The organism is Ensifer sp. LC384, from assembly GCF_001695865.1.
In the GTDB taxonomy this organism is placed as follows: Bacteria; Pseudomonadota; Alphaproteobacteria; order Rhizobiales; family Rhizobiaceae; genus Ensifer.
The window spans coordinates 213,481-237,825 of the sequence record NZ_MBST01000056.1; the positions used below are offsets into that span (position 1 = coordinate 213,481).

General features: G+C 62.8%; 25 protein-coding genes. 14 read left to right on the top strand and 11 right to left on the bottom strand.

The window, feature by feature from the left end; genetic code table 11:
- The first annotated feature begins 2 nt into the window (after nucleotides 1-2).
- Together lpdA and BC363_RS28630 are read left to right on the top strand one after the other, a co-directional pair.
- Entirely contained in the window at nucleotides 3-1,409 is a 1,407-nt protein-coding gene (gene lpdA, locus BC363_RS28625) for a dihydrolipoyl dehydrogenase (protein ID WP_065780711.1), read from the top strand.
- A gap of 177 nt (nucleotides 1,410-1,586) precedes the next feature.
- Nucleotides 1,587-2,066: a DUF2867 domain-containing protein gene (locus tag BC363_RS28630; protein ID WP_065780713.1), complete on the top strand. Its 480-nt coding sequence runs from the start codon at nucleotides 1,587-1,589 to the stop codon at nucleotides 2,064-2,066.
- Between the two features lie 22 nt (nucleotides 2,067-2,088).
- Here the strand turns inward: BC363_RS28630 and BC363_RS28635 are convergent, their stop codons facing one another.
- Both BC363_RS28635 and BC363_RS28640 read right to left on the bottom strand, forming a co-directional pair.
- Nucleotides 2,089-3,168 (bottom strand): TraB/GumN family protein, encoded by a 1,080-nt coding sequence (locus BC363_RS28635; RefSeq protein WP_065780728.1) that lies wholly within the window; start codon nucleotides 3,166-3,168, stop codon nucleotides 2,089-2,091.
- Nucleotides 3,169-3,265: 97 nt separating this feature from the next.
- Complete coding sequence (locus tag BC363_RS28640) at nucleotides 3,266-4,201, bottom strand: tyrosine recombinase XerC (protein WP_065780730.1); 936 nt, start codon at nucleotides 4,199-4,201, stop codon at nucleotides 3,266-3,268.
- Nucleotides 4,202-4,335: 134 nt separating this feature from the next.
- Between BC363_RS28640 and BC363_RS28645 the strand changes: the two genes are divergently transcribed.
- On the top strand, nucleotides 4,336-5,259 hold the full coding sequence (locus BC363_RS28645; protein WP_065780732.1) for a GNAT family N-acetyltransferase: 924 nt from the start codon (nucleotides 4,336-4,338) through the stop codon (nucleotides 5,257-5,259).
- Nucleotides 5,260-5,298: 39 nt separating this feature from the next.
- On the top strand, nucleotides 5,299-6,435 hold the full coding sequence (locus tag BC363_RS28650; protein WP_065780734.1) for an AAA family ATPase: 1,137 nt from the start codon (nucleotides 5,299-5,301) through the stop codon (nucleotides 6,433-6,435).
- A gap of 49 nt (nucleotides 6,436-6,484) precedes the next feature.
- Here BC363_RS28650 and fsa read toward each other — a convergent pair whose 3' ends face one another.
- Nucleotides 6,485-7,138: a fructose-6-phosphate aldolase gene (gene fsa / locus BC363_RS28655; RefSeq protein ID WP_025425070.1), complete on the bottom strand. Its 654-nt coding sequence runs from the start codon at nucleotides 7,136-7,138 to the stop codon at nucleotides 6,485-6,487.
- Nucleotides 7,139-7,316: 178 nt separating this feature from the next.
- Here fsa and BC363_RS28660 point away from each other — a divergent pair, with 178 nt between their 5' ends.
- The 8 genes from BC363_RS28660 to BC363_RS28695 all read left to right on the top strand — a co-directional run bounded on the left by BC363_RS28660 (nucleotide 7,317) and on the right by BC363_RS28695 (nucleotide 17,099).
- Nucleotides 7,317-9,518 (top strand): primosomal protein N', encoded by a 2,202-nt coding sequence (locus BC363_RS28660; protein ID WP_065780740.1) that lies wholly within the window; start codon nucleotides 7,317-7,319, stop codon nucleotides 9,516-9,518.
- Between the two features lie 147 nt (nucleotides 9,519-9,665).
- Nucleotides 9,666-10,052, top strand: coding sequence for a DUF4345 domain-containing protein (locus BC363_RS28665; protein WP_065780742.1), 387 nt, complete (start codon nucleotides 9,666-9,668; stop codon nucleotides 10,050-10,052).
- A 257-nt stretch (nucleotides 10,053-10,309) separates the two neighbouring features.
- Entirely contained in the window at nucleotides 10,310-10,876 is a 567-nt protein-coding gene (locus BC363_RS28670; RefSeq protein WP_065780744.1) for a F0F1 ATP synthase subunit delta, read from the top strand.
- Nucleotides 10,876-12,405, top strand: coding sequence for a F0F1 ATP synthase subunit alpha (gene atpA / locus BC363_RS28675; RefSeq protein ID WP_025425066.1), 1,530 nt, complete (start codon nucleotides 10,876-10,878; stop codon nucleotides 12,403-12,405). Before BC363_RS28670 ends, atpA begins: the two co-directional genes overlap by 1 nt.
- 27 nt (nucleotides 12,406-12,432) lie before the next feature.
- Nucleotides 12,433-13,314, top strand: coding sequence for a F0F1 ATP synthase subunit gamma (locus tag BC363_RS28680; protein ID WP_065780746.1), 882 nt, complete (start codon nucleotides 12,433-12,435; stop codon nucleotides 13,312-13,314).
- A gap of 24 nt (nucleotides 13,315-13,338) precedes the next feature.
- Nucleotides 13,339-14,853 carry a F0F1 ATP synthase subunit beta gene (gene atpD, locus BC363_RS28685; RefSeq protein ID WP_065780748.1) on the top strand — a complete coding sequence of 505 codons (1,515 nt, stop codon included), beginning with the start codon at nucleotides 13,339-13,341 and terminating at the stop codon, nucleotides 14,851-14,853.
- Nucleotides 14,854-14,978: 125 nt separating this feature from the next.
- Complete coding sequence (locus tag BC363_RS28690; RefSeq protein WP_065780824.1) at nucleotides 14,979-15,383, top strand: F0F1 ATP synthase subunit epsilon; 405 nt, start codon at nucleotides 14,979-14,981, stop codon at nucleotides 15,381-15,383.
- Between the two features lie 288 nt (nucleotides 15,384-15,671).
- Nucleotides 15,672-17,099: a mannose-1-phosphate guanylyltransferase/mannose-6-phosphate isomerase gene (locus BC363_RS28695; protein WP_065780752.1), complete on the top strand. Its 1,428-nt coding sequence runs from the start codon at nucleotides 15,672-15,674 to the stop codon at nucleotides 17,097-17,099.
- 149 nt (nucleotides 17,100-17,248) lie between these two features.
- On the opposite strand, the gene BC363_RS28700 is transcribed toward BC363_RS28695, so the two are convergent.
- A complete protein-coding gene (locus BC363_RS28700; RefSeq protein ID WP_065780754.1) occupies nucleotides 17,249-18,352 on the bottom strand; it encodes a saccharopine dehydrogenase family protein in 1,104 nt (367 codons plus the stop codon).
- A gap of 126 nt (nucleotides 18,353-18,478) precedes the next feature.
- Between BC363_RS28700 and BC363_RS28705 the strand changes: the two genes are divergently transcribed.
- Nucleotides 18,479-18,910: an Lrp/AsnC family transcriptional regulator gene (locus tag BC363_RS28705; RefSeq protein ID WP_065780755.1), complete on the top strand. Its 432-nt coding sequence runs from the start codon at nucleotides 18,479-18,481 to the stop codon at nucleotides 18,908-18,910.
- 112 nt (nucleotides 18,911-19,022) lie between these two features.
- Here the strand turns inward: BC363_RS28705 and BC363_RS28710 are convergent, their stop codons facing one another.
- From BC363_RS28710 to BC363_RS35650, 3 genes are read right to left on the bottom strand one after another with little or no spacing between them, the layout of a single operon-like run.
- A complete protein-coding gene (locus BC363_RS28710) occupies nucleotides 19,023-19,943 on the bottom strand; it encodes a DUF6030 family protein (RefSeq protein WP_065780756.1) in 921 nt (306 codons plus the stop codon).
- The gene (locus tag BC363_RS35645) at nucleotides 19,940-20,092 is read right to left on the bottom strand and encodes a hypothetical protein (RefSeq protein WP_202618632.1); all 153 of its coding nucleotides are present in this window, start codon (nucleotides 20,090-20,092) and stop codon (nucleotides 19,940-19,942) included. Before BC363_RS35645 ends, BC363_RS28710 begins: the two co-directional genes overlap by 4 nt.
- On the bottom strand, nucleotides 20,092-20,307 hold the full coding sequence (locus BC363_RS35650; protein ID WP_065780757.1) for a LysR family transcriptional regulator: 216 nt from the start codon (nucleotides 20,305-20,307) through the stop codon (nucleotides 20,092-20,094). The genes BC363_RS35645 and BC363_RS35650 overlap by 1 nt, the downstream gene beginning before the upstream one ends.
- 99 nt (nucleotides 20,308-20,406) lie before the next feature.
- Between BC363_RS35650 and BC363_RS28720 the strand changes: the two genes are divergently transcribed.
- On the top strand, nucleotides 20,407-20,658 hold the full coding sequence (locus tag BC363_RS28720; protein WP_065780758.1) for a hypothetical protein: 252 nt from the start codon (nucleotides 20,407-20,409) through the stop codon (nucleotides 20,656-20,658).
- 23 nt (nucleotides 20,659-20,681) lie between these two features.
- Here the strand turns inward: BC363_RS28720 and BC363_RS28725 are convergent, their stop codons facing one another.
- Genes BC363_RS28725 through BC363_RS28740 form a run of 4 tightly spaced genes read right to left on the bottom strand, consistent with a single transcriptional unit; the run spans nucleotide 20,682 to nucleotide 24,224 of the window.
- A complete protein-coding gene (locus BC363_RS28725; RefSeq protein ID WP_065780759.1) occupies nucleotides 20,682-21,533 on the bottom strand; it encodes a metal ABC transporter permease in 852 nt (283 codons plus the stop codon).
- Nucleotides 21,530-22,390, bottom strand: a complete 861-nt coding sequence (locus BC363_RS28730; protein ID WP_065780760.1) for a metal ABC transporter permease — start codon at nucleotides 22,388-22,390, stop codon at nucleotides 21,530-21,532. The genes BC363_RS28725 and BC363_RS28730 overlap by 4 nt, the downstream gene beginning before the upstream one ends.
- Nucleotides 22,387-23,322 carry a manganese/iron ABC transporter ATP-binding protein gene (locus BC363_RS28735; RefSeq protein WP_065780761.1) on the bottom strand — a complete coding sequence of 312 codons (936 nt, stop codon included), beginning with the start codon at nucleotides 23,320-23,322 and terminating at the stop codon, nucleotides 22,387-22,389. Before BC363_RS28735 ends, BC363_RS28730 begins: the two co-directional genes overlap by 4 nt.
- Nucleotides 23,319-24,224 carry a metal ABC transporter substrate-binding protein gene (locus tag BC363_RS28740; protein WP_065780762.1) on the bottom strand — a complete coding sequence of 302 codons (906 nt, stop codon included), beginning with the start codon at nucleotides 24,222-24,224 and terminating at the stop codon, nucleotides 23,319-23,321. The genes BC363_RS28735 and BC363_RS28740 overlap by 4 nt, the downstream gene beginning before the upstream one ends.
- Between the last annotated feature and the right edge of the window lie 121 nt (nucleotides 24,225-24,345).

Genomic DNA, 24,345 nt, shown 5'->3' on the forward strand with positions numbered 1-24,345 from the left:
CAATGGCTTATGATCTCATCGTTATCGGCAGCGGCCCCGGCGGCTATGTCTGCGCTATCAAGGCGGCACAGCTCGGCCTGAAGGTTGGCGTCGTTGAAAAGCGCGCCACCTATGGCGGCACCTGCCTCAACATCGGCTGCATTCCGTCGAAGGCATTGCTGCATGCTTCGGAAATGTTCCACCAGGCTGGCCACGGCCTGGATGCGCTCGGCATCGAAGTCGGCGCGCCCAAGCTCAACCTCGAAAAGATGATGGCGCACAAGGATGCGACCGTTAAGTCCAACGTCGAGGGTGTTTCCTTCCTATTCAAGAAGAACAAGATCGACGGCATCCAGGGCACCGGCAAGGTGATCGGCCAAGGCAAGGTTTCCGTCACCAACGACAAGGGCGAAGAGCAGGTTCTGGAGGCGAAGAACATCGTCATCGCCACCGGCTCCGACGTTGCCGGCATTCCCGGCGTGTCGGTCGAGATCGATGAGAAGGTGATCATCTCGTCCACCGGCGGCATCGCGCTCGAAAAGGTGCCGGCGAACATGATCGTGGTCGGCGGCGGCGTCATCGGCCTCGAACTCGGCTCGGTCTGGGCCCGTCTCGGCGCCAAGGTGACCGTTGTCGAATATCTCGACGCCATCCTCGGCGGCATGGACGGCGAAGTCTCCAAGCAGGTCCAGCGCATGCTGGCCAAGCAGGGCATCGAGTTCAAGCTCGGCGCCAAGGTGACCGGCGTCGTCAAGGACGGCAAGGGCGCCAAGGTGACGTACGAGCCGGTCAAGGGCGGTGACGCCGTCACGCTCGACGCCGACGTCGTCCTGATCGCCACCGGCCGCCAGCCCTATACCGACGGCCTTGGCCTTGCCGAAGCCGGCGTCGTCATGGACCAGCACGGCCGCGTCGAGATCGACAATCACTTCCAGACGAGCGTTGTCGGCGTCTACGCCATCGGCGACGTCGTGCGCGGCTCGATGCTGGCGCACAAGGCCGAAGACGAAGGCGTTGCGGTTGCGGAAATTCTCGCGGGCCAGGCCGGTCACGTGAACTACGACGTCATCCCGAGCGTCGTCTACACCCAGCCGGAAGTTGCCTCCGTCGGCAAGACCGAGGAAGAGCTGAAGGCTGCGGGCGTCGCCTACAAGGTCGGCAAGTTCCCGTTCACGGCAAACGGCCGTGCCCGTGCGATGCTGGCGACCGATGGTTTCGTCAAGATCCTGGCGGACAAGGAAACCGACCGCGTTCTCGGCGGCCACATCGTCGGCTTCGGCGCCGGTGAGATGATCCACGAGATTGCCGTTCTGATGGAATTCGGCGGCTCGTCGGAAGATCTCGGCCGTACCTGCCACGCGCACCCGACCATGTCGGAAGCCGTCAAGGAAGCGGCGCTGTCGACCTTCTTCAAGCCGATCCATATGTGACGATTTGCGCAGGGGGCTGCGACAAGCGGCCCCCTGTCTTGCGCCGGGTTTCGGCGCGATCATCGACCCCATGCGCTTGCGACGGAGAGCCCGTCGCTTCTAGCAATTGCGCAATTCCGGACGGAAAACCGTTTCACACCTTTCCTGGAATTGTTCTAGCTGCCGCCACGAGGGATCATGAAACCCAGAGCCGCCACCGTTGTCCTGCCGAGCCCGCATCTGCCCGACGCCGATTGGGCAGATCGCTTCGAACTCGCCCTGAACGGAAAGGGGCTGACGGCGGTCGAGGCGGCCGAGCGCTCGCTCGGAAATTCCCCCGCCTGGGTTCGCACCTTGTTGCAGCTTCGAAACCGGCTGGTATCGGTGGTCGGCCTCAAGTCCGAGGCGCCCTCAGCGGGCAAGTATGGCCTGATCGGCCCGTTTCCAGTGTTGTCTCGGAGTGACGACGAGGTCGTACTCGGCTTCAACGACGCCCATCTCGATTTCCGCATTGTTGTCGACGTCAGGGCGGGGTCGGCCGTCAACCAGATCATCGGCATGACGACGCTCGTCCGACGCCACAACGCGCTCGGACGCGTCTACCTGGCGGCGGTCATTCCGTTTCACAAGGTCATCGTGCCCACGCTTCTGGCCGGCGCTACCCGTTCGGGCGATTGAGCGAGGCTCCGCAACCAGCCGATCAATTGACCGGTGTGACGGAAAACCCCTGACGCTTGAGCAGTTCGACCAGGCCTTCGTCGCCGGCAAGATGCAGGGCACCGACCGCCATGAAGGCGTTGCCACCGCCAAGGATCGGCCCGGCGCGGGTCGCCATCGTCTTGTTGCGGTCGATGATGATGCGCTGTTCGAAGTCGGCGTAGCTGGCGTCCTCGCTTGCCACATCTTCGGACACGGCCTTCATCATCGGCATGATCATGCCGGTGTCGCCGGAGAGGTAGAGATCGGTGGTGGTGGCGAGCACGTCGTCGATCGTCTTGCCAAGGGCGAGCGTCTCGATGAGGGCGCGCAGGTGCAGTTCCGTCGGCAGCGAATCCATCGCGGACAGTTGTTCAACGAGGGTCTCGAGCCCCCTCAGCGTCTTGCCTTGGCTGACGGCATCTTCGGCGAGCTTCTTGTCGAGGAAGGACGCGCCGGCGGCCTTGCGCGTCATCTCGCAGGCGGGCAGCGCGACGAAACTCGCGATCATCCACGGCTTCATCTTCGCGACCAGCGTCAGCGGTATGCCGCGCTCCTTCAGCCCGCGCTCGAGCCGCTCGCGGTCTTCGGCACTCAGAAAATCGTTGATGGTCTTGTTGTCGGCAAACATGGTGAGGTCGGGCCGCATCAGGATGGCGGCGGCCGACTTCTTCTCGTCGATGATCTCGTCGGATTCGACGATGACAGTCGATGCCTTGGCGAAGGCATCGGACGCCCCCGTCGGCATGGCGAGCACACGCGGGTCGGTGACATGCATGGTGCCGAGAAGAAAGGAGGGGGCGATGCCGTCCTTCTCGATCTTCCAGAAAATGCCCTTGCCGTTCGGTATGGCGTCGGCTTCCGCTTTCAGCCTGGCGAGTTTGGCGGGGTCGGTTTTTTCGAGACCGGCGATGATGTTCGTGCCGCCACAGACGGCTTCGGTCGCGGCGTGCGCCTGCGAGATCGAGACGATGGCCGCTATGAGGCTTGCCGCGAGCAGCAGATGGATGAGCGCGATCAGCCACAGGGCCATATCGGCGGCCCTGGCCGCGAGGTTACGGGCGGGCTTGGCGATCGAATACATGATCACTTCCTAATGTTCTGCCGAGTTTAGCGGACCCTACGCTTTGTCGGTCACGGCTTCCTTAATGCATATGGTTAACCCGACCCTTCGCCCAAATTCAGGCGCGCGGGTGCGCCCGGTCGTAGATCTCCAAGAGCCGCGCGGAGTCGACGCCGGTATAGACCTGGGTCGTCGACAGGCTGGCATGGCCGAGCAGTTCCTGGATGGTTCTGAGATCGCCGCCGCCGGCAAGCAGATGCGTGGCGAAGGAGTGGCGCAGCGCATGCGGCGTGGCGGTATCGGGCAGGCCGAGGGCGCCGCGCAGCTTCTGCATCTCGCGCTGGATGATGGCCGGCTGAAGCTTCGCCCCGCGAGTGCCGCGGAACATCGGCTCGTCGGCGCCGGGATGGTAGGGGCAGAGCTTGAGATAGGTGGCGACCGCGTCGCGCGCCACGGCCATCAGCGGCACGATGCGGGTCTTGCCGCCCTTGCCGGTGATCCGCAACGAGGTTGGAGCGCCGGCGAAATCGCCTGGCGTCAGGTCCAGCGCTTCGGAAATGCGCAGGCCGCAGCCGTAGAGCAGCGTCAGCACGGCCGCGTTGCGCGCAGCCACCCACGGCTCTTCGGCAAGCTGCGCATCCGTGGTGACGACGTTGAGCGCCTCACGGTCCGTCAGCGGCTTCGGCAAGGATTTCGGCTGTTTCGGCGAACGGACGGCGGCGGCTCCGGCAGCGTTGGCAAGCCCGCTGCGCTCGAGATAGCGCAGGAACGAGCGCAGGCCGGCAAGGCCCCGGCCGAGCGTGCGCGCACCCGCGCCGCCCTTGCGACGCTGGGCGAGAAAGCCGCGAAGGTCGGCGGGCCGCAAGGTGCTGATATCGGAAAGGCGCGGCGGGCCGGCGAGATGGCCGGTGAGGAATGTCAGGAATTGCCGCGTGTCGCGCTCATAGGCGTCGACGGTGTTGTCGGACAGGCGGCGCTCCTGCATGAGCCCCTGCAGCCAGCGCTGGCGCTCTGCAAGCAGGTCCGGATGGCCGATGACGAGCAGCTCGTTCATTGTCGCTTTCCAAGGTGGTCGGTCATCGACAATGCCCTGACGCCTCTTATGTTTTTGCTAACGTGCCCTTGGAATTTGTCATCCTTCGATCATATTGAATTGCGATGTTCAGCCGTAAAGAATCGGATGAGGCCATGGCGGGACGGGATTCGGTGAACGGATTCGCGCATTTTGCTGAAGTGATCGCCCTGGTCTCGCAAGGGCAGCCCGGCCACATCGTCGATACACTCATTGCCGAGCGCGGCCAGCGGATCGTCAGGAGCCCGATGTGGCCCGTTATCCGGCCCTTTCTCTACACACTTCTGAACTATCGCAAGGCGCTGGAATTCGCCGATGCGGTGGCCAACGTGCCGGGCTTCCAGGCTTTCGAGCACCTGAGTTCGCTTCTGTCGCTCGACGTGCGCGTCGATAGGGTCGAGCGTATTCCTGATAAGGGCGGATTCCTGCTGGTGAGCAATCACCCGACCGGGATTGCCGACGGCATCGCCGTCTTCGATCTCCTGAAGACTCGGCGGCCAGACATGATGTTCTTCGCCAACCGCGACGCGATCCGCGTCAACCCGCGCTTCGTCGAGATGGTCATTCCGGTCGAGTGGCGCGAGGAGCACAAGAGCAAGCTCAAGGCCCGCGAAACGCTGCAGGTCACCAACCGGGCGATCGGCGAGGGCAAGGCGACGGTTCTTTTTCCTTCCGGCCGCATCGCCTACTGGGCGGATGGTCGTCTCAACGAGCGGCCATGGAAAACATCGGCTGTCGGTTTTGCGCGCAAGTACGGCCTGCCGATCCTGCCGGTGCATATGAGCGCGCGCAACTCAGGCCTGTTCTACTGGTTTGCCAAGTGGTCGACCGAGCTGCGCGACATGACGGTGTTCCACGAGCTGCTCAACAAAAAGGGCGACCTCTTCGATTTCCGCATCGGCAATCTCATTGCGCCGGAGGCTCTGGAGGGTGACGCCGCCGACGTGACGAAGGCATTGGAACGCCACACGGTGTTCGACTTGGCGCGCGACGCCGATGCGATGTTCCGTCCCGTGGCGCGCGCTTCCGTGGCCTGCTGATCGCTTCATGTGATGACGGGAATGAGCTAAAGCAGAGCGATGCTGCTTCGCTCGATGTTTGCCGAAAACTACCGTTCCCTGAAGTCGATCCGCATGGATCTGACCGGTGTCAACCTGTTCATCGGCGAGAACGGGGTGGGCAAATCCAACCTCTATCGCGCGCTGCAATTGGTGCAGGCTGCCGTGCGCGGCAGCCTTGCCTATGAGATCGCCAGGGAAGGCGGCATGTCCTCGGCGCTCTGGAGCGGCCGGCGACGTGCCGACAAGCCTGTGCGCATCCGGCTCGAGACCGAGCTGATGGACGAGGAGCGCGCCATCACATTCCACTACCGGATAGAGGCCGGGCTGCGTCCGCCAAAAGCGGCAGCGGGCTTCGCCTATGAGCCGCAGGTCAAGGAAGAGGAACTGAGCGTCGAGACCGGACGGCGTCCGGTGACGATGATGAAACGCGCCGGTCCCGGCATTTTCGTGCGCGGCGACCGCGGACGGATGGAGGACTACCCCGAGCAGGCGCTGCAATCGGAGACGGCGATCGCGCTCTTGGGTGATGCCGGACACTATCCCGAGATCGGCACCTTTCGCAGGGCCGTCGATCAATGGCGGTTCTTTCACGGCTTCCGCACCGATCGCGATTCGCCGTTGCGCCAGCCGTGCCTTGCGGTAACGGCACCGATGTTGGACGAAGAGGGCACCAACATGGCGGCTGTCTTCGCGACGCTGCGGCACACGCGGCAGGACACCGTCGATCTCGACCGCGCCATCGCCGATGCCTTCGGCGGCGCCTATCTGGACGTTCCGCATCCCGGCCAGTTCGCCGAATTCTCGCTCGTCTTTCCCGATTTTCCGCAACGGCCGTTTTCGACGCGTGAGCTGTCCGACGGGCAGATGCGCTTCCTGGCGCTGGCCGCCGCGCTGCTTTCCTACCGCCGCCCGCCGTTCATCGCGCTCAACGAGCCGGAAACCAGCCTGCATCCGGATATGCTGCCGGCGCTTGCCGACATGATCGCCAGTGCGGCGCGCGACAGCCAGATCTGGATCGTCACCCATTCGGAGCGGTTGGCGAATGCCATCCGCGAGCGCTGCGGCGTGCGCGCGCGCCGGGTGATCCGCAAGGACAGCGCCACCTGGATCGACGGCATGCGCCTGACCGGCCTGATGGACGACGATGACGAATAAAAAAGGCCCCGCATCGCTGCGGAGCCCTCGAATGTCTATTCCGAAAAGATCAGGCGATCTTCTGGCCGGTCTTTGCCCAATCGGCGAGGAAGGTTTCGAGACCCTTGTCGGTCAGCGGGTGCTTGACCAGTGCCTTCAGCGTTGCCGGCGGTGCGGTGACGACGTCGGCGCCGATGAGGGCCGCTTCCTTGACATGGTTCACGGTGCGGATCGAGGCGGCGAGAATTTCGGTCTCGTAGCCGTAATTGTCGAAGATGTGGCGGATTTCGCGGATCAGGTCCATGCCGTCGAACGCGATGTCGTCGAGGCGGCCGACGAAGGGCGAAACGAAGGTCGCGCCAGCCTTGGCGGCAAGGAGCGCTTGGTTGGCCGAGAAGCACAGCGTCACGTTGGTCTGGTGACCGTCCGAGGTCAGCGCCTTGCAGGCCTTGAGGCCGTCAAGCGTCAGCGGCAGCTTGATGCAGATGTTGTCGGCGATCTTCGAAAGAACGGCCGCTTCCTTCATCATCTCGGCGTATTCGGTCGCGGTCACTTCGGCCGAAACCGGGCCTTCGACGATGCCGCAGATTTCCTTGGTGACTTCGGTGATGTCACGGCCCGACTTGAGGATCAGCGAAGGGTTGGTAGTGACGCCGTCGAGGAGGCCGAGATCGTTCAGCTCGCGGATTTCCTTGACGTCGGCGGTATCAACGAAAAATTTCATGGGGTCACTCCCTTGGGGCACGATTGCCGTTCGGGCGCATATCTACCGGGAGGAATTCCTTTGGCAGAGATCGCGCGCGTTGAAACTCTGGTGGAACCGTGAGAAACCCTGCGCCGGCAAGGCTGCGGTTCGCAGCGCAGTTTTCTTTAACCGAAACACGTGGCAAGGTCACGGCAAAATGACTCGCGATTCAACCGATTTATTCGGGCCTGTTTCCGACCGTCGCGTGGTGCCAGTTCTGGTGCCGATGCCGGCGCCGAAGGCCTATTCCTACGCGGTGCCGGATGGCATGGCGGTCGAGCCCGGCTCGATCGTCCAGGTGCCGCTCGGCCCGCGTCTGGTCGTGGGCGTCGTCTGGGATGGGGACGACGGCAGCGTCGATCCGAAGAAGCTCAAAGCCATCGAGAAGGTCTTCGACTGCCCACCCCTGACGCCTGACATGCGCACATTTCTCGACTGGGTGGCGACCTATACGGTGACACCGCCGGGGCTGGTGGCCCGCATGGCGTTGCGCGCGCCTGCCGCCTTCGACCCGGAGCCGATGGTGGAGGCTCTGCGACTGACCGACATGCGCCCGGAGCGCATGACGACGGCGCGCGAGCGTGTCATCGCCGCTGCCGGCGACGGTTTTGCCTGGACGCGTTCGGGCCTTGCCCATGCGGCCGGCGCGTCGTCGAGCGTCATCGACGGTCTCGCCCAGCAGGGCGTGTTCGAGACCGTCTTCATGGCGCCGCCGCCCGTGGTGGCCGCCCCCGACCCTGAATTCGCCGCACCCCGGCTCGAAGGCCCGCAGAAGGATGCGGCCGCCGATCTCCTGACCGCCGTCGAACAGGGTGGGTTTTCGGTGTCGCTGATCGACGGCATCACCGGCTCGGGCAAGACCGAGGTGTATTTCGAGGCGATCGCCGCGACACTCAGGGCCGGCAAGCAGGTGCTGATCCTGCTACCGGAAATCGCGCTGACGGCGAGCTTCCTCGAACGCTTCCAGGATCGCTTCGGCTCGAAGCCGGCCGAGTGGCATTCGGATCTTGCACCGCGAACGCGCGAAAAAGTCTGGCGGCAGGTGACGACGGGCACGGTGCGGGTCGTCGCCGGTGCCCGCTCGGCGCTGTTCCTGCCGTTCGAAGAATTGGGACTCATCATCGTCGATGAAGAACACGACCCGGCCTACAAGCAGGAGGACCGGGTGTTCTACAATGCCCGGGACATGGCCGTCGTGCGCGGGCGCATCACCGGCTTTCCCGTGGTGCTGGTTTCGGCGACACCGTCGGTCGAAAGCCGGGTCAATGGCGAGGTCGGCCGCTATAAGCCGATCCATCTGCCGACCCGCTTCGGCGATGCGGCGCTGCCGCGGCTCGGCGTCGTCGACATGCGCCAGCATCCGCCGGCCCGCGGTGGGTTCCTGTCGCCGGTTCTCGTCAACCAGATCGGCAAGGCGGTCGAGCGCGGTGAGCAGGCGCTGTTGTTTCTCAATCGGCGCGGTTATGCGCCGCTGACGCTTTGCCGCGTCTGCGGTCATCGCTTCCAGTGCCCGGACTGCGCGAGCTGGCTCGTCGAGCATCGGTTCCGCGGGCAGATCCAGTGCCACCACTGCGGCTATGCGGAAAAGACGCCCGAGGCCTGCCCGGAATGCGGCACCTTCGATCACCTCGTTGCCTGTGGTCCCGGCGTCGAGCGCATCGCCGAGGAGGTCGAGCGCCATTTTCCAGAGGCGCGCACCATCGTGCTCTCCTCCGACCTGATGGGCGTCAAGCGGTTGCGGTTGGAACTGGAGGCCATCGCGCGGGGCGAAGCGGATATCGTCATCGGCACGCAGCTTGTCGCCAAGGGGCACAACTTTCCGATGATGACGCTGGTCGGCATCATCGATGCCGATCTCGGACTTGCCAACGGCGATCCGCGGGCGGCGGAGCGCACCTTCCAACTGCTGTCGCAGGTGACCGGCCGCGCTGGACGAACCGGCCTGAAGAGCCTTGGCCTGCTGCAGACCTACCAGCCGCAGCACCCGGTGATGCAGGCGATCGTCTCGGGCGACGCCGATGCCTTCTACGAGCGCGAGATCGCCGAGCGGGAAAAGGCGCTGCTGCCGCCGTTCGGCCGCCTGGCGTCGCTGATCGTATCGGCCGATACGCGCCAGGATGCCGAGACCCATGCCCGTGGACTTCGAAGTGCAGCACCCCGCACCGACGGCATTTCGATCCTCGGTCCGGCCGAGGCGCCGCTGGCGCTGATCCGCGGCCGTCATCGGTTTCGGCTTTTGGTGCACGGGCGCCGCAACAGCGACATGCAGGCCTTCGTCAAGGCGATGATCGCCGCCGGTCCGAAGGAGCGCGGCTCGATCAGCGTCCAGCTCGACATCGATCCCCAGAGCTTCCTCTGATCGCAAGTTTCTTGTGATCGCGGCCGTGATCGGGTCTTGGGCGATTCACAACCGCTGCGACATGCGCTAGAGGTCAGAAACGCGTCGCACCCAGGCATGGCCTAAAGGCGATGTGATCGAGATCGGCGCTCATCTGCGGGAACGGGCATGGAGTTCTACATTCCGACGGAAACCGGCGAGTTCCTCGCCTTCTGTGCGGCGGCGGTAGCGGCGCTGATCGGTGTCGTCATGCTGTTTGCGCCGCGGCTTACCTTTCGCGCCGCCGGCATAGGCATTGCCGAAGGTCGCCGTGGCGGTCTGGCCGAGGCGCGCTCGACCATGGGCGGCATGCATGCCGGCCTTGGCCTCGCCGCCATCCTCCTGGCACAGCCGATGGTCTATCTTGCCGTCGGGGCCGCTTTTGCGCTCGCCGCCTTCGGTCGCATCCTGTCGATGATGAGCGACAACGGCGCCACGCTCTACAACTGGGTTGCGCTGCTGGTGCAGGCAGCACTTGCCATTCTTCCGCTCGCCTATGTCTTCGGAATAATCTGATCGCCGCCCGCGCGTTTTCGCGATTCACATCCTCAGAAACCAATTTACGGCAAAATTCGGCCAATCCGGGTCGACTTATGCCGCATTCCTGCCGTTCGCGTGTTGCGAGTCCAAACATCCTATGCTAGACGAACCGCGAATTGCGGGGGAAGTGGGTCGCCAGGCCTCGATATCCTGCAAATTATTGCAGCAAATTCAAGACGTTAAATTGACGGCTCGCCGCCACCACCGTTCTTGGATGAAATTGAGAGAAGCTTGTGCCCGTGGCAGACACATCCCAGCTTATTTCCGGTGTTGCAGAAAGGTATGCGTCCTCGCTTTTTGACCTCGCTCTTGAAGCGGGTTCCGTCGAGGCGGTCGGTGCGGATCTTACCCGCGTCCAGGCCCTGATCGACGGCAGCGACGACCTGAAGCGGCTGATCGTAAGCCCCGTCTTTTCTGCCGACGACCAGTTCAAGGCCATTTCGGCGATCGTCGCCAAGGCCGGTATCTCTGGTATCGTCGGTAACTTCCTCAAGGTTGTTGCGCGCAATCGCCGCCTCTTTGCGCTGCCGGGCATGATCAAGGCGTTTCGCCTGATCGCCGCGCGCCACCGGGGTGAAATCTCCGCCGACGTAACGTCGGCCCATGCGCTCACCGCAGCGCAGGAAACTGAATTGAAGGCGACGCTCAAGGGCGTCACCGGCAAAGACGTGGCGGTCAACGTCACCGTCGACCCGTCTATTCTTGGAGGTCTGATCGTCAAGGTCGGGTCTCGCCAGATTGACACTTCCCTTCGCACCAAACTCTCTACCCTTAAGCTTGCACTGAAAGAGGTCGGCTGATGGATATCCGCGCCGCGGAAATTTCCGCAATTCTTAAAGATCAGATCAAAAATTTCGGCCAGGAAGCAGAAGTCTCCGAAGTCGGCCAGGTGCTTTCCGTCGGTGACGGTATCGCCCGCGTCTACGGCCTCGACAATGTTCAGGCAGGCGAGATGGTCGAATTCCCGGGTGGAATTCGCGGCATGGCGCTGAACCTCGAAGCCGACAACGTCGGTGTCGTTATTTTCGGTTCGGACCGTGACATCAAGGAAGGCGACACCGTTAAGCGGACCGGCGCCATCGTGGACGTTCCGGTTGGTCCGGAACTGCTCGGTCGCGTCGTCGACGCGCTCGGCAACCCGATCGACGGCAAGGGCCCGATCAACGCCAAGCAGCGCTCGCGCGTTGACGTCAAGGCTCCCGGTATCATTCCGCGCAAGTCGGTGCATGAGCCGATGTCGACCGGCCTCAAGGCCATCGACGCCCTCATCCCGGTTGGCCGTGGCCAGCGCGAGCTCGTCATCGGCGACCGCCAGACCGGCAAGACCGCGATCATTCTCGACACGATCCTCAACCAGAAGGCCATTCACGACAATGGTCCGGAAGGCGACAAGCTCTATTGCGTCTACGTCGCAATCGGCCAGAAGCGTTCGACGGTTGCCCAGTTCGTGAAGGTTCTGGAAGAGCGTGGCGCTCTTCAGTACTCGATCATCGTTGCGGCGACCGCATCCGACCCGGCTCCGATGCAGTACCTCGCTCCGTTCGCGGGTTGCGCGATGGGCGAATACTTCCGCGACAACGGCAAGCATGCCCTGATCGGCTACGACGACCTGTCCAAGCAGGCCGTTTCCTACCGTCAGATGTCGCTCCTGCTGCGCCGCCCGCCGGGCCGCGAAGCTTACCCGGGCGACGTTTTCTACCTGCACTCCCGCCTGCTCGAGCGCGCTGCAAAGCTCTCGGACGACAACGGTGGCGGTTCGCTGACGGCTCTGCCGGTCATCGAAACGCAGGGCAACGACGTTTCGGCGTTCATTCCGACCAACGTGATCTCGATCACCGACGGCCAGATCTTCCTTGAAACCGACCTGTTCTACCAGGGCATCCGCCCGGCCGTTAACGTCGGTCTGTCGGTTTCGCGCGTCGGTTCCGCCGCGCAGATCAAGGCGATGAAGCAGGTTGCCGGCTCGATCAAGGGCGAACTCGCTCAGTACCGCGAAATGGCGGCCTTTGCGCAGTTCGGCTCCGACCTCGATGCCGCTACGCAGCGTCTGTTGAACCGCGGTGCACGCCTGACCGAACTCCTGAAGCAGCCGCAGTTCTCGCCGCTGAAGACGGAAGAGCAGGTCGCTGTCATCTTCGCAGGCGTCAACGGTTACCTCGACAAGCTGCCGGTCAACCAAGTCGGCAAGTTCGAGCAGGGCCTGCTTTCGTACATGCGTTCGGAAGGCAAGGACATCCTGGAAACCATCCGCAAGGACAAGGCGATCTCCGACGACGTCAAGGGCAAGCTGAAGGCTGCAATCGACAGCTTCGCCAAGTCTTTCGCCTGAGCGGATTTCATTTAGGACGGATAACGGATGCCTTCACTTAAGGATCTGAAGAACCGGATCGCCTCCGTCAAGGCGACGCAGAAGATCACCAAGGCGATGAAAATGGTCGCCGCGGCGAAGCTTCGGCGTGCGCAGGAGGCGGCCGAGGCCGCCCGGCCTTACTCGCAGCGCATGGCTGCCGTTCTCGCCAACATCGCCCAGGCGGTTGGCGCGGACGACGGTGCGCCGCAGCTGATGACGGGCACCGGCAAGGACGACACGCATCTTCTGGTCGTCTGCACGGCCGAACGCGGTCTTTGCGGCGGCTTCAACTCGCAGATCGCCCGCCACGCTCGCGACCACGTTCGCAAGCTGCTTGCCGCCGGCAAGACGGTGAAGATCATCTGCGTCGGCAAGAAGGGCTTCGATATTCTGCGTCGCGAATACGCGTCGCTGATCATCGATCGTGTCGACCTGCGTGAGGTCAAGAAGATCGGCTTTGAAAACGCCGACCAGATTGGCCACAAGGTCATCGCGCTCTTCGAAAAGGGCGAGTTCGATGTCTGCACGCTGTTCTATTCTGAGTTCAAGTCCGTTATCGCCCAGATTCCGACGGCACAGCAGCTGATCCCCGCTTCGGCCGGCCCGGTCGCAGTGGAAGCATCGGATGCTTCGGCCGTCTACGAATATGAGCCGGACGCGGGCGCGATCCTGAGCGACCTCATTCCGCGCAACATTTCGGTGCAGATCTTCCGGGCCCTGCTCGAGAATGTCGCCGGCGAAATGGGCGCAAAGATGAGCGCGATGGACAATGCGACGCGCAATGCTGGTGAGATGATCAACAAGCTGACGCTGAACTACAACCGTCAGCGCCAGGCTCAGATCACCAAGGAACTCATTGAAATCATCTCGGGCGCGGAAGCGCTCTAAGGTTACGAGAAGAGGGTAAGGATAATGGCTAAGGCAGCTACCCCGAAAGAAACCGCAGCGGCGAAGAAGCCGGCTGCACCGAGGAAGGCAGCTTCCGCCAAGACCGCCGTTGCGGCAGCCGGCGCTGTCGGTCGCGTAACGCAGGTCATCGGCGCCGTCGTCGACGTTGCGTTCGACGAAGGCCAGCTTCCGCAGATCCTGAACGCACTGGAAACCGACAACAACGGTAACCGCCTCGTTCTCGAAGTCGCGCAGCACCTCGGCGAAAACGCCGTCCGCACGATCGCCATGGACTCGACCGAAGGTCTCGTCCGCGGCCAGCCGGTCACCGATACCGGTGCACCGATCACGGTTCCGGTTGGCGACGAAACGCTCGGCCGCATCATGAACGTCATCGGCGAGCCGGTCGACGAAGCCGGTCCGCTCGTCACGTCGGGCAAGCGCGCCATCCACCAGGACGCGCCGTCCTACGTCGAGCAGTCGACGGAAGCGCAGATCCTCGTCACCGGCATCAAGGTCGTCGACCTTCTCGCGCCTTACGCAAAGGGCGGCAAGATCGGCCTCTTCGGCGGCGCAGGCGTCGGCAAGACCGTTCTCATCATGGAACTGATCAACAACGTCGCCAAGGCGCACGGTGGTTACTCGGTGTTTGCTGGCGTGGGTGAACGCACCCGCGAAGGCAACGACCTTTACCACGAAATGATCGAGTCCGGCGTTAACAAGCACGGCGGCGGCGAAGGCTCCAAGGCGGCCCTCGTTTACGGCCAGATGAACGAACCGCCGGGCGCCCGCGCTCGCGTCGCTCTGACCGGTCTGACGATCGCTGAAGACTTCCGCGACAAGGGCCAGGACGTTCTGTTCTTCGTCGACAACATCTTCCGCTTCACCCAGGCAGGTTCGGAAGTGTCGGCTCTGCTCGGCCGTATTCCTTCGGCCGTGGGTTACCAGCCGACGCTGGCGACCGACATGGGTCAGATGCAGGAACGCATCACCACGACGACCAAGGGTTCGATCACCTCGGTTCAGGCCATCTACGTTCCGGCCGACGACTTGACCGACCCGGCGCCGGCCACCTCGTTCGCCCACCTGGACGCAACGACGGTTCTGTCGCGCTCGATCGCTGAAAAGGGCATCTACCCGGCCGTTGACCCGCTCGACTCCACGTCGCGCATGCTCGACCCGATGATTGTTGGCGAAGAGCACTACGAGATCTCGCGCAAGGTCCAGACGACCCTGCAGCGTTACAAGGCTCTCCAGGACATCATCGCCATCCTGGGCATGGACGAACTGTCTGAAGAGGACAAGCTGGCCGTCGCGCGCGCTCGCAAGATCGAACGCTTCCTGTCGCAGCCGTTCTTCGTCGCCGAAGTCTTCACCGGTTCGCCGGGCAAGCTCGTTGCTCTCGAAGACACGATCAAGGGCTTCAAGGGCCTGGTCAACGGCGACTACGACCATCTTCCGGAAGCCGCCTTCTACATGGTCGGCTCGATCGAAGAAGCGGTCGAAAAGGCCAAGAAGCTGGCTGCAGAAGCCGCTTGATAGCATCGTAAGCCTCGGCGCAGAGATGCGCCGAGGCTTTCATCCTGCGTTCCGCCCTTGGCGGAGCAGGGAAGACATGCACAGCCTGCCACCTCAGGTGGCGCGCCCACGAGAAGTGAATGGTCATGGCCGACAGTTTCAATTTTGAGCTTGTTTCCCCCGAGCGCCTGCTCCTCTCCGAGAAGGTGACGGAAGTCGTCATCCCGGCGACCGAGGGCGAGATGACCGTGATGGCCAATCATGCCCCGACAATGACGACGGTCAAGCCCGGCGTCGTCACCGTGAAGACGGCTGACGGCAAGGCCGAGCGGTTCGCCGTCTTCGGCGGCTTTGCCGACATCCTGCCGACCGGCTGCACCTTGCTTGCCGAATCCGCCGTGCATGTCGACGAACTCGACCGCACTGCGCTTGAAAAGCGCATCGAGGCGGTTCGTGCCGAACTGGAAGGCGCCGGCGACGAGAAGAAGACGCGCGTCGAACAGTTCATCGCCGAACTGACGAAGCTCGGGGAAATCGTGATCCCGGCCTGAAAGGGACATCCCGACGGGAAGAACCAATGAAAAAGCCCCGCCTTCGAGCGGGGTTTTTTTGTCGGCTGCGGGCGCCTGCGATAGGGGCGGCATCGCCAGGTTCACCGGCACCTCCCCACGGGGAAAACGATGCCCAGGCTTCAAACGCTGCAGCGTCGTTCGTGCGTCAGATCTGACGCATTGCGCTCGAACCTTCGAAGGCCGTTTGAGCGTGCCGACTGTTTCAGGCATTCTTTAGCATCCGTCCTGTATTGAGGGACTATCGTACCATGCACGCAGAGGCTTGCTATGACGTCTAAGATCGTTCCCGTGATCATGGCGGGTGGAAAAGGTACACGCCTGTGGCCGCTGTCGCGCTCGGGTGCGCCGAAACAGTTCCTGCAGATCCTGTCGGACCGGTCGCTGTTCCAGCAGACGCTCGAACGGGTGCGGGATGAGCGCCTCTACGAGCCGGCGATCATCGTCACCAACAGCGATTTCCGCTTCATCGTTGCCGAACAGGCGCGGGCCGTCGATGCTCCGCTAAGCGACATCCTGCTCGAGCCGGTCGCCCGCAACACGGCGCCTGCATTGGCCGCCGCGGCCTTCGTCGTGCTCGCCCGATACGGCGAAGCGGCGATCATGCAGGTGCTCGCCTCCGATCACGAGATCGATGCCGGAGCGGTCTACATCGATTGCATGCTGCGTGCGCAGCAGGCGGCGGGCGCCGGCGAGTTGGTGACCTTCGGCATCACGCCGACGGAGCCGGCGACCGGCTATGGCTATATCGAGCTTGGCGAGCCGTTGCCGGCGGGCGCCAACCGGGTTGCCCGTTTCGTCGAGAAGCCGGATCGGGCCAAGGCGGAAGCAATGCTGGCCACGGAGCGTTATCTCTGGAACTCCGGCATGTTCATGCTGCCCGTCAAAGTGTTCCTCGATGAGATGCAGCTCCATGCGCCTGAGGTCTATGCCGCGACCGAGGCGGCCGTCGGGGGCGCCAGCAAGGATCTTGATTTCAGCCGGCTGGAGGCAAAAGCCTTCTCCAAGGCCCCGGATATTTCGGTCGACTATGCGGTCTTCGAGAAGACGGCCCGGGCAGCCGTCGTTCCATCCTCATTCGCCTGGTCGGACTTGGGCAGTTGGGATGCGGTTTGGAAGACCGGCCGCAAGGACGGTGACGGCAATGTCGTGACCGACCGGGCGACGGTGTCGAACACACGCAATTCGCTGGTGCTCTCGCGTGATATTCACCTCGCTGTCCAGGGGCTTGAGGATATCGCCGTGATTGCCAGCGAGGATGCCGTTTATGTCGGGCGGCTGGAAGACAGCCAGAGCGTCGGAAACATCGTCAAGGTGCTCGCACGCTCGCAGGTAACCTCCGGGCTTACGCAGGAGCACCCGACGTCCTACAGGCCCTGGGGAGCGGTGTCCTCGGTCTCCAGCGGCGAGCGTTACGAAGTCAAGCGGCTGAAGGTTAGCCCCGGCAAGAAGATCTCGCTGCAGAAGCATCACCACCGCGCCGAGCACTGGATCGTCGTGCGTGGCACGGCCGAGATCACCATGGCCGGCGAAACGCGGCTGCTGCACGAAAACGAGTCGGTCTACATCCCGCAAGGAACCGTTCACCGGCTGCACAATCCCGGCAAGATCCCGCTGGAGCTGATCGAAGTTCAAACCGGCTCCTACCTCGGCGAGGACGACATCATCCGCATCGAGGATGAATTCGGCCGGACGTAAAGCCCACCGCGGCGGTCGGAGCGTTATGGCGCGGCTACATCATGGCCGACGCGCCACCGAGGGCCCGATCGTCACCATGACGCCCACCGCATAAAAAATGCCCGGGCGGAACCCGGGCATTAAAGTCAGCGCAATCGAACCGAGTGGTCTCAGCCGGCGACGCGCTCTGCCTCGCCCTTCTGGGCGTAGTAGTGACCGAAGCGGTTCGCGAGGAAGGTATCGAGAGCGATGTCTTCCTGGCGAACGAAGCCCTTGGATGCGATCTTGCCATTGGCCAGCAGATCGAGCACGGCGCAGATGCTGCCGGCGGTGGTGATCTGGATACCGCTCTGCATGCGGCCGGCGACAACGCCGCTATAGACCTTGTTGGCGTAGGTTTCCTGGATCAGGCGACCTTCGCGGAAGCCCGAAACCGTCACGAAGATCACGACGACGTCCTGGGTGGTGGTCGGCAGCGCGTTTTCGAAGATGTCCTTGAGGACTTCGCGACGGTGACGCAGGCCGAGGTCGTTCAAGAGCGCCTTCATGATGGCGGCATGGCCGGGGTAGCGGATCGTCTTGTAGTTGAGGGTACGGACCTTGCCCTTCAGCGATTCGCAGAGCGTACCGAGACCGCCGGAGGTGTTGAAGGCTTCGTAGGTCACGCCGTCGAGCGAGAATTCTTCGCGCTCTTCCATCGCCGGCACTTCGATCAGGCTGCCTTCGACGATCGCTTCGCAGGGCTCGATGTACTCGTTGATGACGCCGTCGGTGCTCCAGGTCAGGTTGTAGTTGAGAGCGTTCGACGGGTACTGCGGCAGTGCGCCAACGCGCATGCGCACGCTTTCGAGCGTTTCGAAGCGGCTGGCGAGATCATTGGCGACAATCGAGATGAAGCCCGGTGCAAGACCGCATTGCGGGATGAAGGCGGTGTTGGCCTTGGCAGCGATCGCCTTGACCTGGCGGGTGGATTCGACGTCTTCGGTCAGGTCGAGGTAGTGGATGCCGGCTTCGGCGGCGGCTTCTGCAATGGCAACCGTCAGGTGGAACGGTGCGGCGCTGAGAACGGCGAACTTGCCGGAGAGCAGGGCGACGAGCGCCTTCTTGTCGCCGATATCGACGGTCGCCGTCGTGATGGCGGCGTGCTTCTCGATCTGGCCCAGCTGCTCGGCGCTGCGGTCGGCAACACAGACGCTGTAATCGCCGGTGTGCGCGAGCATGCGAGCAATGGTGGAGCCGATCTTGCCTGCTCCGATGACGACGATGTCCTTCATGACTTTCCCCCAGGGTATGAAATGTGTTTCAGGCCCCATTGTCCGGCGGGACGCTGTTGATTTGAAGCGCTAATATGACTAAATCGCCTATAGATATTCGGCAGATTGCCCATATGGACCGACGAAATGCAGATTACCGACAAGGATCGTGAGCTTCTCGCAGTGCTGAGCGAAAACGCCCGCATGCCGACCGCAACGATCGCCCGCAGGCTCGGCCTGTCGCGAACGACCGTGCAGGCGCGCATCGAGCGGCTGGAACGCGAGGGGGTGATCGCCGGCTATGGCGTCCGGCTGTCGGAGAGCTATGAGAAGGGTCTGGTCAAGGCGCATGTGCTGATCACCATCGCGCCAAGGGCGCTCAGCCGCGTGACCCCGGAGCTTGCCGCCATCCGCGAGATCCGCAGCCTGCATTCGGTCAGCGGCAGCTTCGATCTGATTGCCGTCGTCGCGGCCGCCTCGATCAGCGAACTCGATCTGCTGATCGATCGCATCGGCGAGATCGATGGCGTCGACCGCACGCTGTCATCGATCATCCTCTCGACCCGGATCGATCGCTGAGCCTACTGCATAATTCCTTAAATCGGATCCGATTTAAGGATCAAATTATGCAGCAGTTTCATAGTGCTACAGCGTCCTTTGCGCGTCATATTTGACGCGCGGCGCTGTAGGGTCACGGTTTTGCGTCAGTGCCTGCTTTCGCCGGGCTCGCTTCAGGATCGCGGTCTTCGGGGATCTTCGCCGGCCCATTCCAAGCCGTCGGTCCGAGGACGAAGTTGCGCGTGTCGACCTGGCCGTAGGCGAGCCATTTATCCCTGTCGAAGTAGAGTTCTGCGATGCTCTTCGGGCGCGCGCGTGCAGGCTGGTTGGCGAGGAAATTGTAGCGGGCCGTCGTCTCGTCCGTTTCGCGCTTGAACTGCACGCGGCTGCCGAAGCGCTTTACGTCGAATTCCTTCAGCGCCTGGATCTGGAGCGCAATGCTGCCGCCATCGGCCCAGCGGACGTGATCGAGGAAAACCGACGCGGCTCGCGCGGCGCTGGTGGTGACCGCCTGCGCATCTTCCGGGCGCTCGATGTTGAGCTTGACGCGAAACGAGGTGATCTCCTCCTCGCCGCTGCCCTTGATGAAAATGAAGATCGACGAGGTCTTGTCGACCCCTGGGCGCGGAAAGGACACCAGCGAGGAGCATTCCCATTGGCCACGTTCGCCGGCGCTCGACTTCCATTCGAGTTCGCGGAAGCCGGCCGCGCGCAGCTCATCGCAGAGCGCGCGGGGATCGCTGCGGATCACCCGCAGGAACTGCTGTTCCGGCGTCTGCAGATCCTGGAAGGTCCAGACCGGCAGGGCGACGTGGGGCGGCTGTCGCTTGACGCGAACCTCCGGGGCTTGCTCCGGCGGCTTTCCGGCTTCGAGGAACGTAGTCGGAAGATCGAGCGCCCTCAGCAACTGCTTCAGGTTCCTTTGCCCGTTGGCAAGCAGAACGGTTGCCAGGATAGCCATCACAATCAACGCAAAGGCGACGAGAAAGAAGACGATGCCCGTGCGGCTCGGTTGTTTCGGCGGTGTCGTCGCCTTGACCCGTCCGCCGCTCATGTCGATTTTTCGAGTGCAGCATGCAGGCGCCGCACCGCGTCCCTCGATGGCTTTTTGCGGGGCAGGCCGAGATAGGTCAGCGCTTCCGCCTCGAGGCCGCGCGAAGCGAGATAGTCGGGCGATGCGACCGGCGACAGTTCCTCTGCCATCAGCGGCGACAGGTGCCAGTGGGGATGGTCGCCCGTACGCGCTGAAACAGCCGCTCGCCCTGCTGCGTCAATTCCAGGTTCTTGCCGCGGTGGCTGCCGGCGGCCCGGGTGATGTTGAGCTCGCGACCGGCACGGGAAAAATTCATATGCCGGCTGGCCGCGTCGAAAACGCGAAAAGCCTCCAGCGGTATGCGGTCGAGCAGCCGGTGTTCCATGATCTCAGGTTATCAAAAAAGCCGAAAATTCCGTGGATCTGAAAATATCAGATTGTGATGCAGGGTAAAGCGATCATCCCGTGGTGACAGGAAGACGACTTGTCCTTCTCCATTTCCTTCATTCCCGAAATCCGCCTGGCAGCCAATATCCATACGACCATCGGCGCGGCGGCCAAAGTACCGGGCGTGCTCGTCCTAATACCAACCTGCGCTGATATTGACCTCTTGCGTGGGACCGTATGCGGTCATCCGGCGACGAGCGGACCTGAGAGCGATGCCTTGGCATCGGTCGAGGATTGCGACGCTGCCGGTGGCCGACACACGGCCCACCCGAAGGGCCCGGCGCAATAGGTCAATATCAGCGCAGGTTGGTATTACTCGACCGTCGTTCGCTGCGCCTCGATGCGGGCCGTCCGCCAGGACGACCAGAGGAAAGCGATGAGGAAGATCACGGTCATCAAAAGCACGATGGTCGGCGCCGGGGCGCTGTCGATGAAGAACGAGAGATAGACGCCTGAGAACGAGGCGACGGTTGCGACCAGCACCGCCACGATGAGCATGCTGCCCATGGTGCGGGTGATGAGAAACGCGATGGCGCCGGGGGCGATCAGCATGGCGATGGCAAGGATCAGGCCAACGGCCTTCAGCGCGCCGACGATCGTCAACGACAGGATCGCCAGCAGCCCATAGTGCAGCCAGTTGACGCGCAGGCCGACAGCCTTGGCCTGTGCCGGGTCGAAGGCATGCAGCAGGAAATCCCGCCATTTCACCGCCAGGATGCCGGTCACCACCAGCGCGATCAGGCCGGTTTCGACGATGTCGGGCCAGCCGATGCCGAGCATGTCCCCGAAGAGGATATGGTCGAGGTGCACATCGCTCTGGATCTTGGTGTAGAGCACCAGGCCGAAGCCGAACATGCCGGAGAACACCACGCCCATCACCGTATCCTGCTTGATGCGGCTGTTTTCCTTGAGGTAGCCGGTCAGAAGCGCGCAGGACATGCCGGCGGCAAAGGCGCCAACGGCGAGCGGCAGACCGATGATGTAGGAAATGACGACGCCGGGGAAGACTGCGTGCGAGATGGCATCGCCCATCAGCGACCAGCCCTTGAGCACTAGGAAGCAGGAGAGCAAGGCTGTCGGGATCGCGACCAGAGCCGAGATCAACAGCGCGTTGCGCATGAACTCGAACTCGAGGACGGCAAGCAGCAGGTCGAGCGAGATCATTGCGTGACCTCCAGGGCTTCGGCGCTGCGCCTGCGGGCAGCCAGCAATCCGTGCTTCCGCGCAAAGACGAAGGCAAAGAGGAAGATCAGCGTCTGCAGCACGATGATGATGCCGCCGGTGGCGCCATCGAGGAAGTAGCTGAAATAGGCGCCGAAGAAGCTGGTGAGCGCGCCGATCGCGACGCTGATGACGATCAGCCGCGGAAAGCGGTCGGTAAGCAGATAGGCCGTGGCGCCCGGTGTCACCACCATGGCGATGACGAGGAAGGCGCCGACCGTCTGCAGGGCTGCGACCGTGCAGGCGGACAGAAGCGTGAAGAACAGCACCTTCAGGAAGGTCGTCGGGATACCGATCGAGCGGGCGTGGCTCTCGTCGAAGAAGGTGACCATCAGGTCCTTCCACTTGGCCGTCAGGATGATCAGCGAGATCACGCCGATCAGCGCGAGCTGCAGCGTGTCGGCAGGCGTGATCGCGAGAATGTTGCCGAGCACGATCGTCTGGATGTTCACCGAGGTCGGCGACAGCGACACCATGAACAGGCCGAGGCCGAAGAACGAAGTGAAGATCAGTCCGATGATGGTATCTTCCTTCAGCCGGGTGCGCTGGTTGAGAAACAGCATCACACCGGCGGCAAGTCCGCCGGAGAAGAAGGCGCCGAGCGAGAAGGGCAGGCCGAGCATATAGGCGCCGGCAACGCCCGGAACGATCGCGTGCGAGAGCGCGTCGCCGATCAGCGACCAGCCTTTCAGCATCAGATAGGACGACAGGAAGGCGCAGACGGCACCGACCAGTGCGCTTACCCACATGGCGTTCAGCATGTAACTGTAGGTGAAGGGCTCGAAGAGCGTGGCGATCATTGGCCGTTCGCCTCCGGATCGGTCTCGAGCTTGGCCGGCTGCGGCACCATGTGGTTCTTGTCGCCGTACATCACCAGCGGCCGTTCGTCGTCGCTGATGACGGACAGTTGCCGCGGGTCCGCGTCGTCATGCAGGCTATCACCGCCGAGCACGAAGTGGCGCAGCACGCCGCCGAAGGCGAGTTCGAGGTTTTCTCGAGTGAAGGTCGTTTCCGTCGGGCCGTAGGCCAGCACAGTGTTCTTCAACAGCACCGTGCGGTCACAGAATTCCGGCACGCTGCCGAGATTGTGGGTCGAGACCAGCATGACGCGACCCTCGTCGCGCAAGCCGATCAACAGCCGGATGATGGCGTCCTCGGTCTTGACGTCGACGCCGGTGAAGGGCTCGTCAAGCAGGATCACGCGGCCATCCTGGGCAAGGGCGCGGGCGAGAAAGACGCGTTTCTTCTGACCGCCGGAGAGTTCGCCGATCTGGCGTTTGCGGAAGTCGCTCATGCCGACACGGGCAAGCGCTGCCTCCACCGCCTCATGGTCGGCCTTCTTCGGGATGCGCAGCATGTTCATATGGCCGTAGCGGCCCATCATCACCACGTCTTCGACCAGAACCGGAAAGTTCCAGTCGACCTCCTCGGCCTGCGGCACATAGGCGACGAGGTTCTTTTTCAGCGCCTCCTGGACGGAAAGGCCGAGGATGGAGATCTCCCCGCGGGCCAGCCGGGCAAAGCCCATGACCGCCTTGAAGAGGGTCGACTTGCCGCTGCCGTTGACGCCGACAAGTGCTGTGATCGTGCCGGTCGGGATCTCGAAGGAGGCATCGCGAAGCGCGCGGTGGCCGTTGCGATAGGTCACGGTCGCGCCGGAGACGCGGATGCCGCTGCCTGCATCCCCGGAGGCGGTTTGCGGGGCGGAGCGGGGCTTCACCTGAAGGTTCATTGCGAAAGGCCTTTCGCGATGGTTTCGGACGTCACGCGCAAGAGGTCGATATAGGTCGGTACCGGACCGTCCGCTTCGCTCAAGGAATCAACATAGAGCACGCCGCCGTATCTTGCGCCGGTTTCCCGCGCCACCTGCTGCGCCGGGTCGGGCGAAATCGTGCTTTCTGAAAAGACGACGGGGATGTTGTTGGCACGTACGGCGTCGATGACCTTGCGCACCTGCTGCGGCGTGCCCTGCTGGTCCGCGTTGATCGGCCAGAGATAGAGTTCCTTCAGGCCGAAGTCGCGGGTGAGGTAGCTGAAGGCGCCTTCGCTCGAAACCAGCCAGCGCTTGTCCTCGGGGATCTTGCCGATCTCGGCGCGGATCGGGGCGATCGCCGCCTCGATCTTCTGCTTGTAGGCTTCTGCGTTGGCCTTGTAGGTCTCTGCATGACCAGGATCGTATTTGACGAAGGCGTCGCGGATGTTGTCGACATAGATCAGCGCTGCCGAGGGCGACATCCAGGCATGCGGGTTCGGCTTGCCGCTATAGGGGCCTTCCGCGATCCCCATGGGCTCGACGCCTTGCGAAACGACGACGCCTGGCACGTCGTCGAAATTCTGGAAGAATTTTTCGAACCAGAGCTCGAGGTTGAGGCCATTCCAGAGGATCAGCTTGGCATCATGCGCCTTCAGGATATCGCGGGGCGTCGGCTGGTAGTTGTGGATCTCGGCACCGGGCTTGGTGATGGATTCGACGACTGCCGCGTCACCTGCGACGTTCCTGGCCATGTCGGCGATCACCGTGAACGTCGTAACGGCCTTGAACTTTTCCTGTGCGTAAGCGGCACCCGGAACGAGCGCGAAGGCTGCCAATGTCGTTGCCGCAACCAGGATCGCGCGTCTCGTCTGATCGATCATTCCATTCTCCCCGATAGTGTCGTTCACAGGACTAGGGGAATGATTTGCATAAGTCAATGCACATGAGAAGCATTCGCAACTGGCTATTTTCAAACTTATCGCCCTTGGCTAGTGTAGCACC

What these genes read in the sequence shown, in the direction of transcription:
- BC363_RS28735 (WP_065780761.1), bottom strand. Translation starts at nt 23,322, where the DNA reads ATGAACCTTCAGGTGAAGCCCCGCTCCGCCCCGCAAACCGCCTCCGGG.
- atpD (WP_065780748.1), top strand. Translation starts at nt 13,339, where the DNA reads ATGGCTAAGGCAGCTACCCCGAAAGAAACCGCAGCGGCGAAGAAGCCG.
- BC363_RS28630 (WP_065780713.1), top strand. Translation starts at nt 1,587, where the DNA reads ATGAAACCCAGAGCCGCCACCGTTGTCCTGCCGAGCCCGCATCTGCCC.
- BC363_RS28700 (WP_065780754.1), bottom strand. Translation starts at nt 18,352, where the DNA reads ATGAAGGACATCGTCGTCATCGGAGCAGGCAAGATCGGCTCCACCATT.
- BC363_RS28650 (WP_065780734.1), top strand. Translation starts at nt 5,299, where the DNA reads ATGCTGCTTCGCTCGATGTTTGCCGAAAACTACCGTTCCCTGAAGTCG.
- BC363_RS28665 (WP_065780742.1), top strand. Translation starts at nt 9,666, where the DNA reads ATGGAGTTCTACATTCCGACGGAAACCGGCGAGTTCCTCGCCTTCTGT.
- BC363_RS28645 (WP_065780732.1), top strand. Translation starts at nt 4,336, where the DNA reads ATGGCGGGACGGGATTCGGTGAACGGATTCGCGCATTTTGCTGAAGTG.
- BC363_RS28680 (WP_065780746.1), top strand. Translation starts at nt 12,433, where the DNA reads ATGCCTTCACTTAAGGATCTGAAGAACCGGATCGCCTCCGTCAAGGCG.
- BC363_RS28690 (WP_065780824.1), top strand. Translation starts at nt 14,979, where the DNA reads ATGGCCGACAGTTTCAATTTTGAGCTTGTTTCCCCCGAGCGCCTGCTC.
- atpA (WP_025425066.1), top strand. Translation starts at nt 10,876, where the DNA reads ATGGATATCCGCGCCGCGGAAATTTCCGCAATTCTTAAAGATCAGATC.
- BC363_RS28660 (WP_065780740.1), top strand. Translation starts at nt 7,317, where the DNA reads ATGACTCGCGATTCAACCGATTTATTCGGGCCTGTTTCCGACCGTCGC.
- BC363_RS35645 (WP_202618632.1), bottom strand. Translation starts at nt 20,092, where the DNA reads ATGGCAGAGGAACTGTCGCCGGTCGCATCGCCCGACTATCTCGCTTCG.
- BC363_RS28730 (WP_065780760.1), bottom strand. Translation starts at nt 22,390, where the DNA reads ATGATCGCCACGCTCTTCGAGCCCTTCACCTACAGTTACATGCTGAAC.
- BC363_RS35650 (WP_065780757.1), bottom strand. Translation starts at nt 20,307, where the DNA reads ATGGAACACCGGCTGCTCGACCGCATACCGCTGGAGGCTTTTCGCGTT.
- BC363_RS28710 (WP_065780756.1), bottom strand. Translation starts at nt 19,943, where the DNA reads ATGAGCGGCGGACGGGTCAAGGCGACGACACCGCCGAAACAACCGAGC.
- lpdA (WP_065780711.1), top strand. Translation starts at nt 3, where the DNA reads ATGGCTTATGATCTCATCGTTATCGGCAGCGGCCCCGGCGGCTATGTC.
- BC363_RS28695 (WP_065780752.1), top strand. Translation starts at nt 15,672, where the DNA reads ATGACGTCTAAGATCGTTCCCGTGATCATGGCGGGTGGAAAAGGTACA.
- BC363_RS28740 (WP_065780762.1), bottom strand. Translation starts at nt 24,224, where the DNA reads ATGATCGATCAGACGAGACGCGCGATCCTGGTTGCGGCAACGACATTG.
- fsa (WP_025425070.1), bottom strand. Translation starts at nt 7,138, where the DNA reads ATGAAATTTTTCGTTGATACCGCCGACGTCAAGGAAATCCGCGAGCTG.
- BC363_RS28640 (WP_065780730.1), bottom strand. Translation starts at nt 4,201, where the DNA reads ATGAACGAGCTGCTCGTCATCGGCCATCCGGACCTGCTTGCAGAGCGC.
- BC363_RS28725 (WP_065780759.1), bottom strand. Translation starts at nt 21,533, where the DNA reads ATGATCTCGCTCGACCTGCTGCTTGCCGTCCTCGAGTTCGAGTTCATG.
- BC363_RS28705 (WP_065780755.1), top strand. Translation starts at nt 18,479, where the DNA reads ATGCAGATTACCGACAAGGATCGTGAGCTTCTCGCAGTGCTGAGCGAA.
- BC363_RS28635 (WP_065780728.1), bottom strand. Translation starts at nt 3,168, where the DNA reads ATGTATTCGATCGCCAAGCCCGCCCGTAACCTCGCGGCCAGGGCCGCC.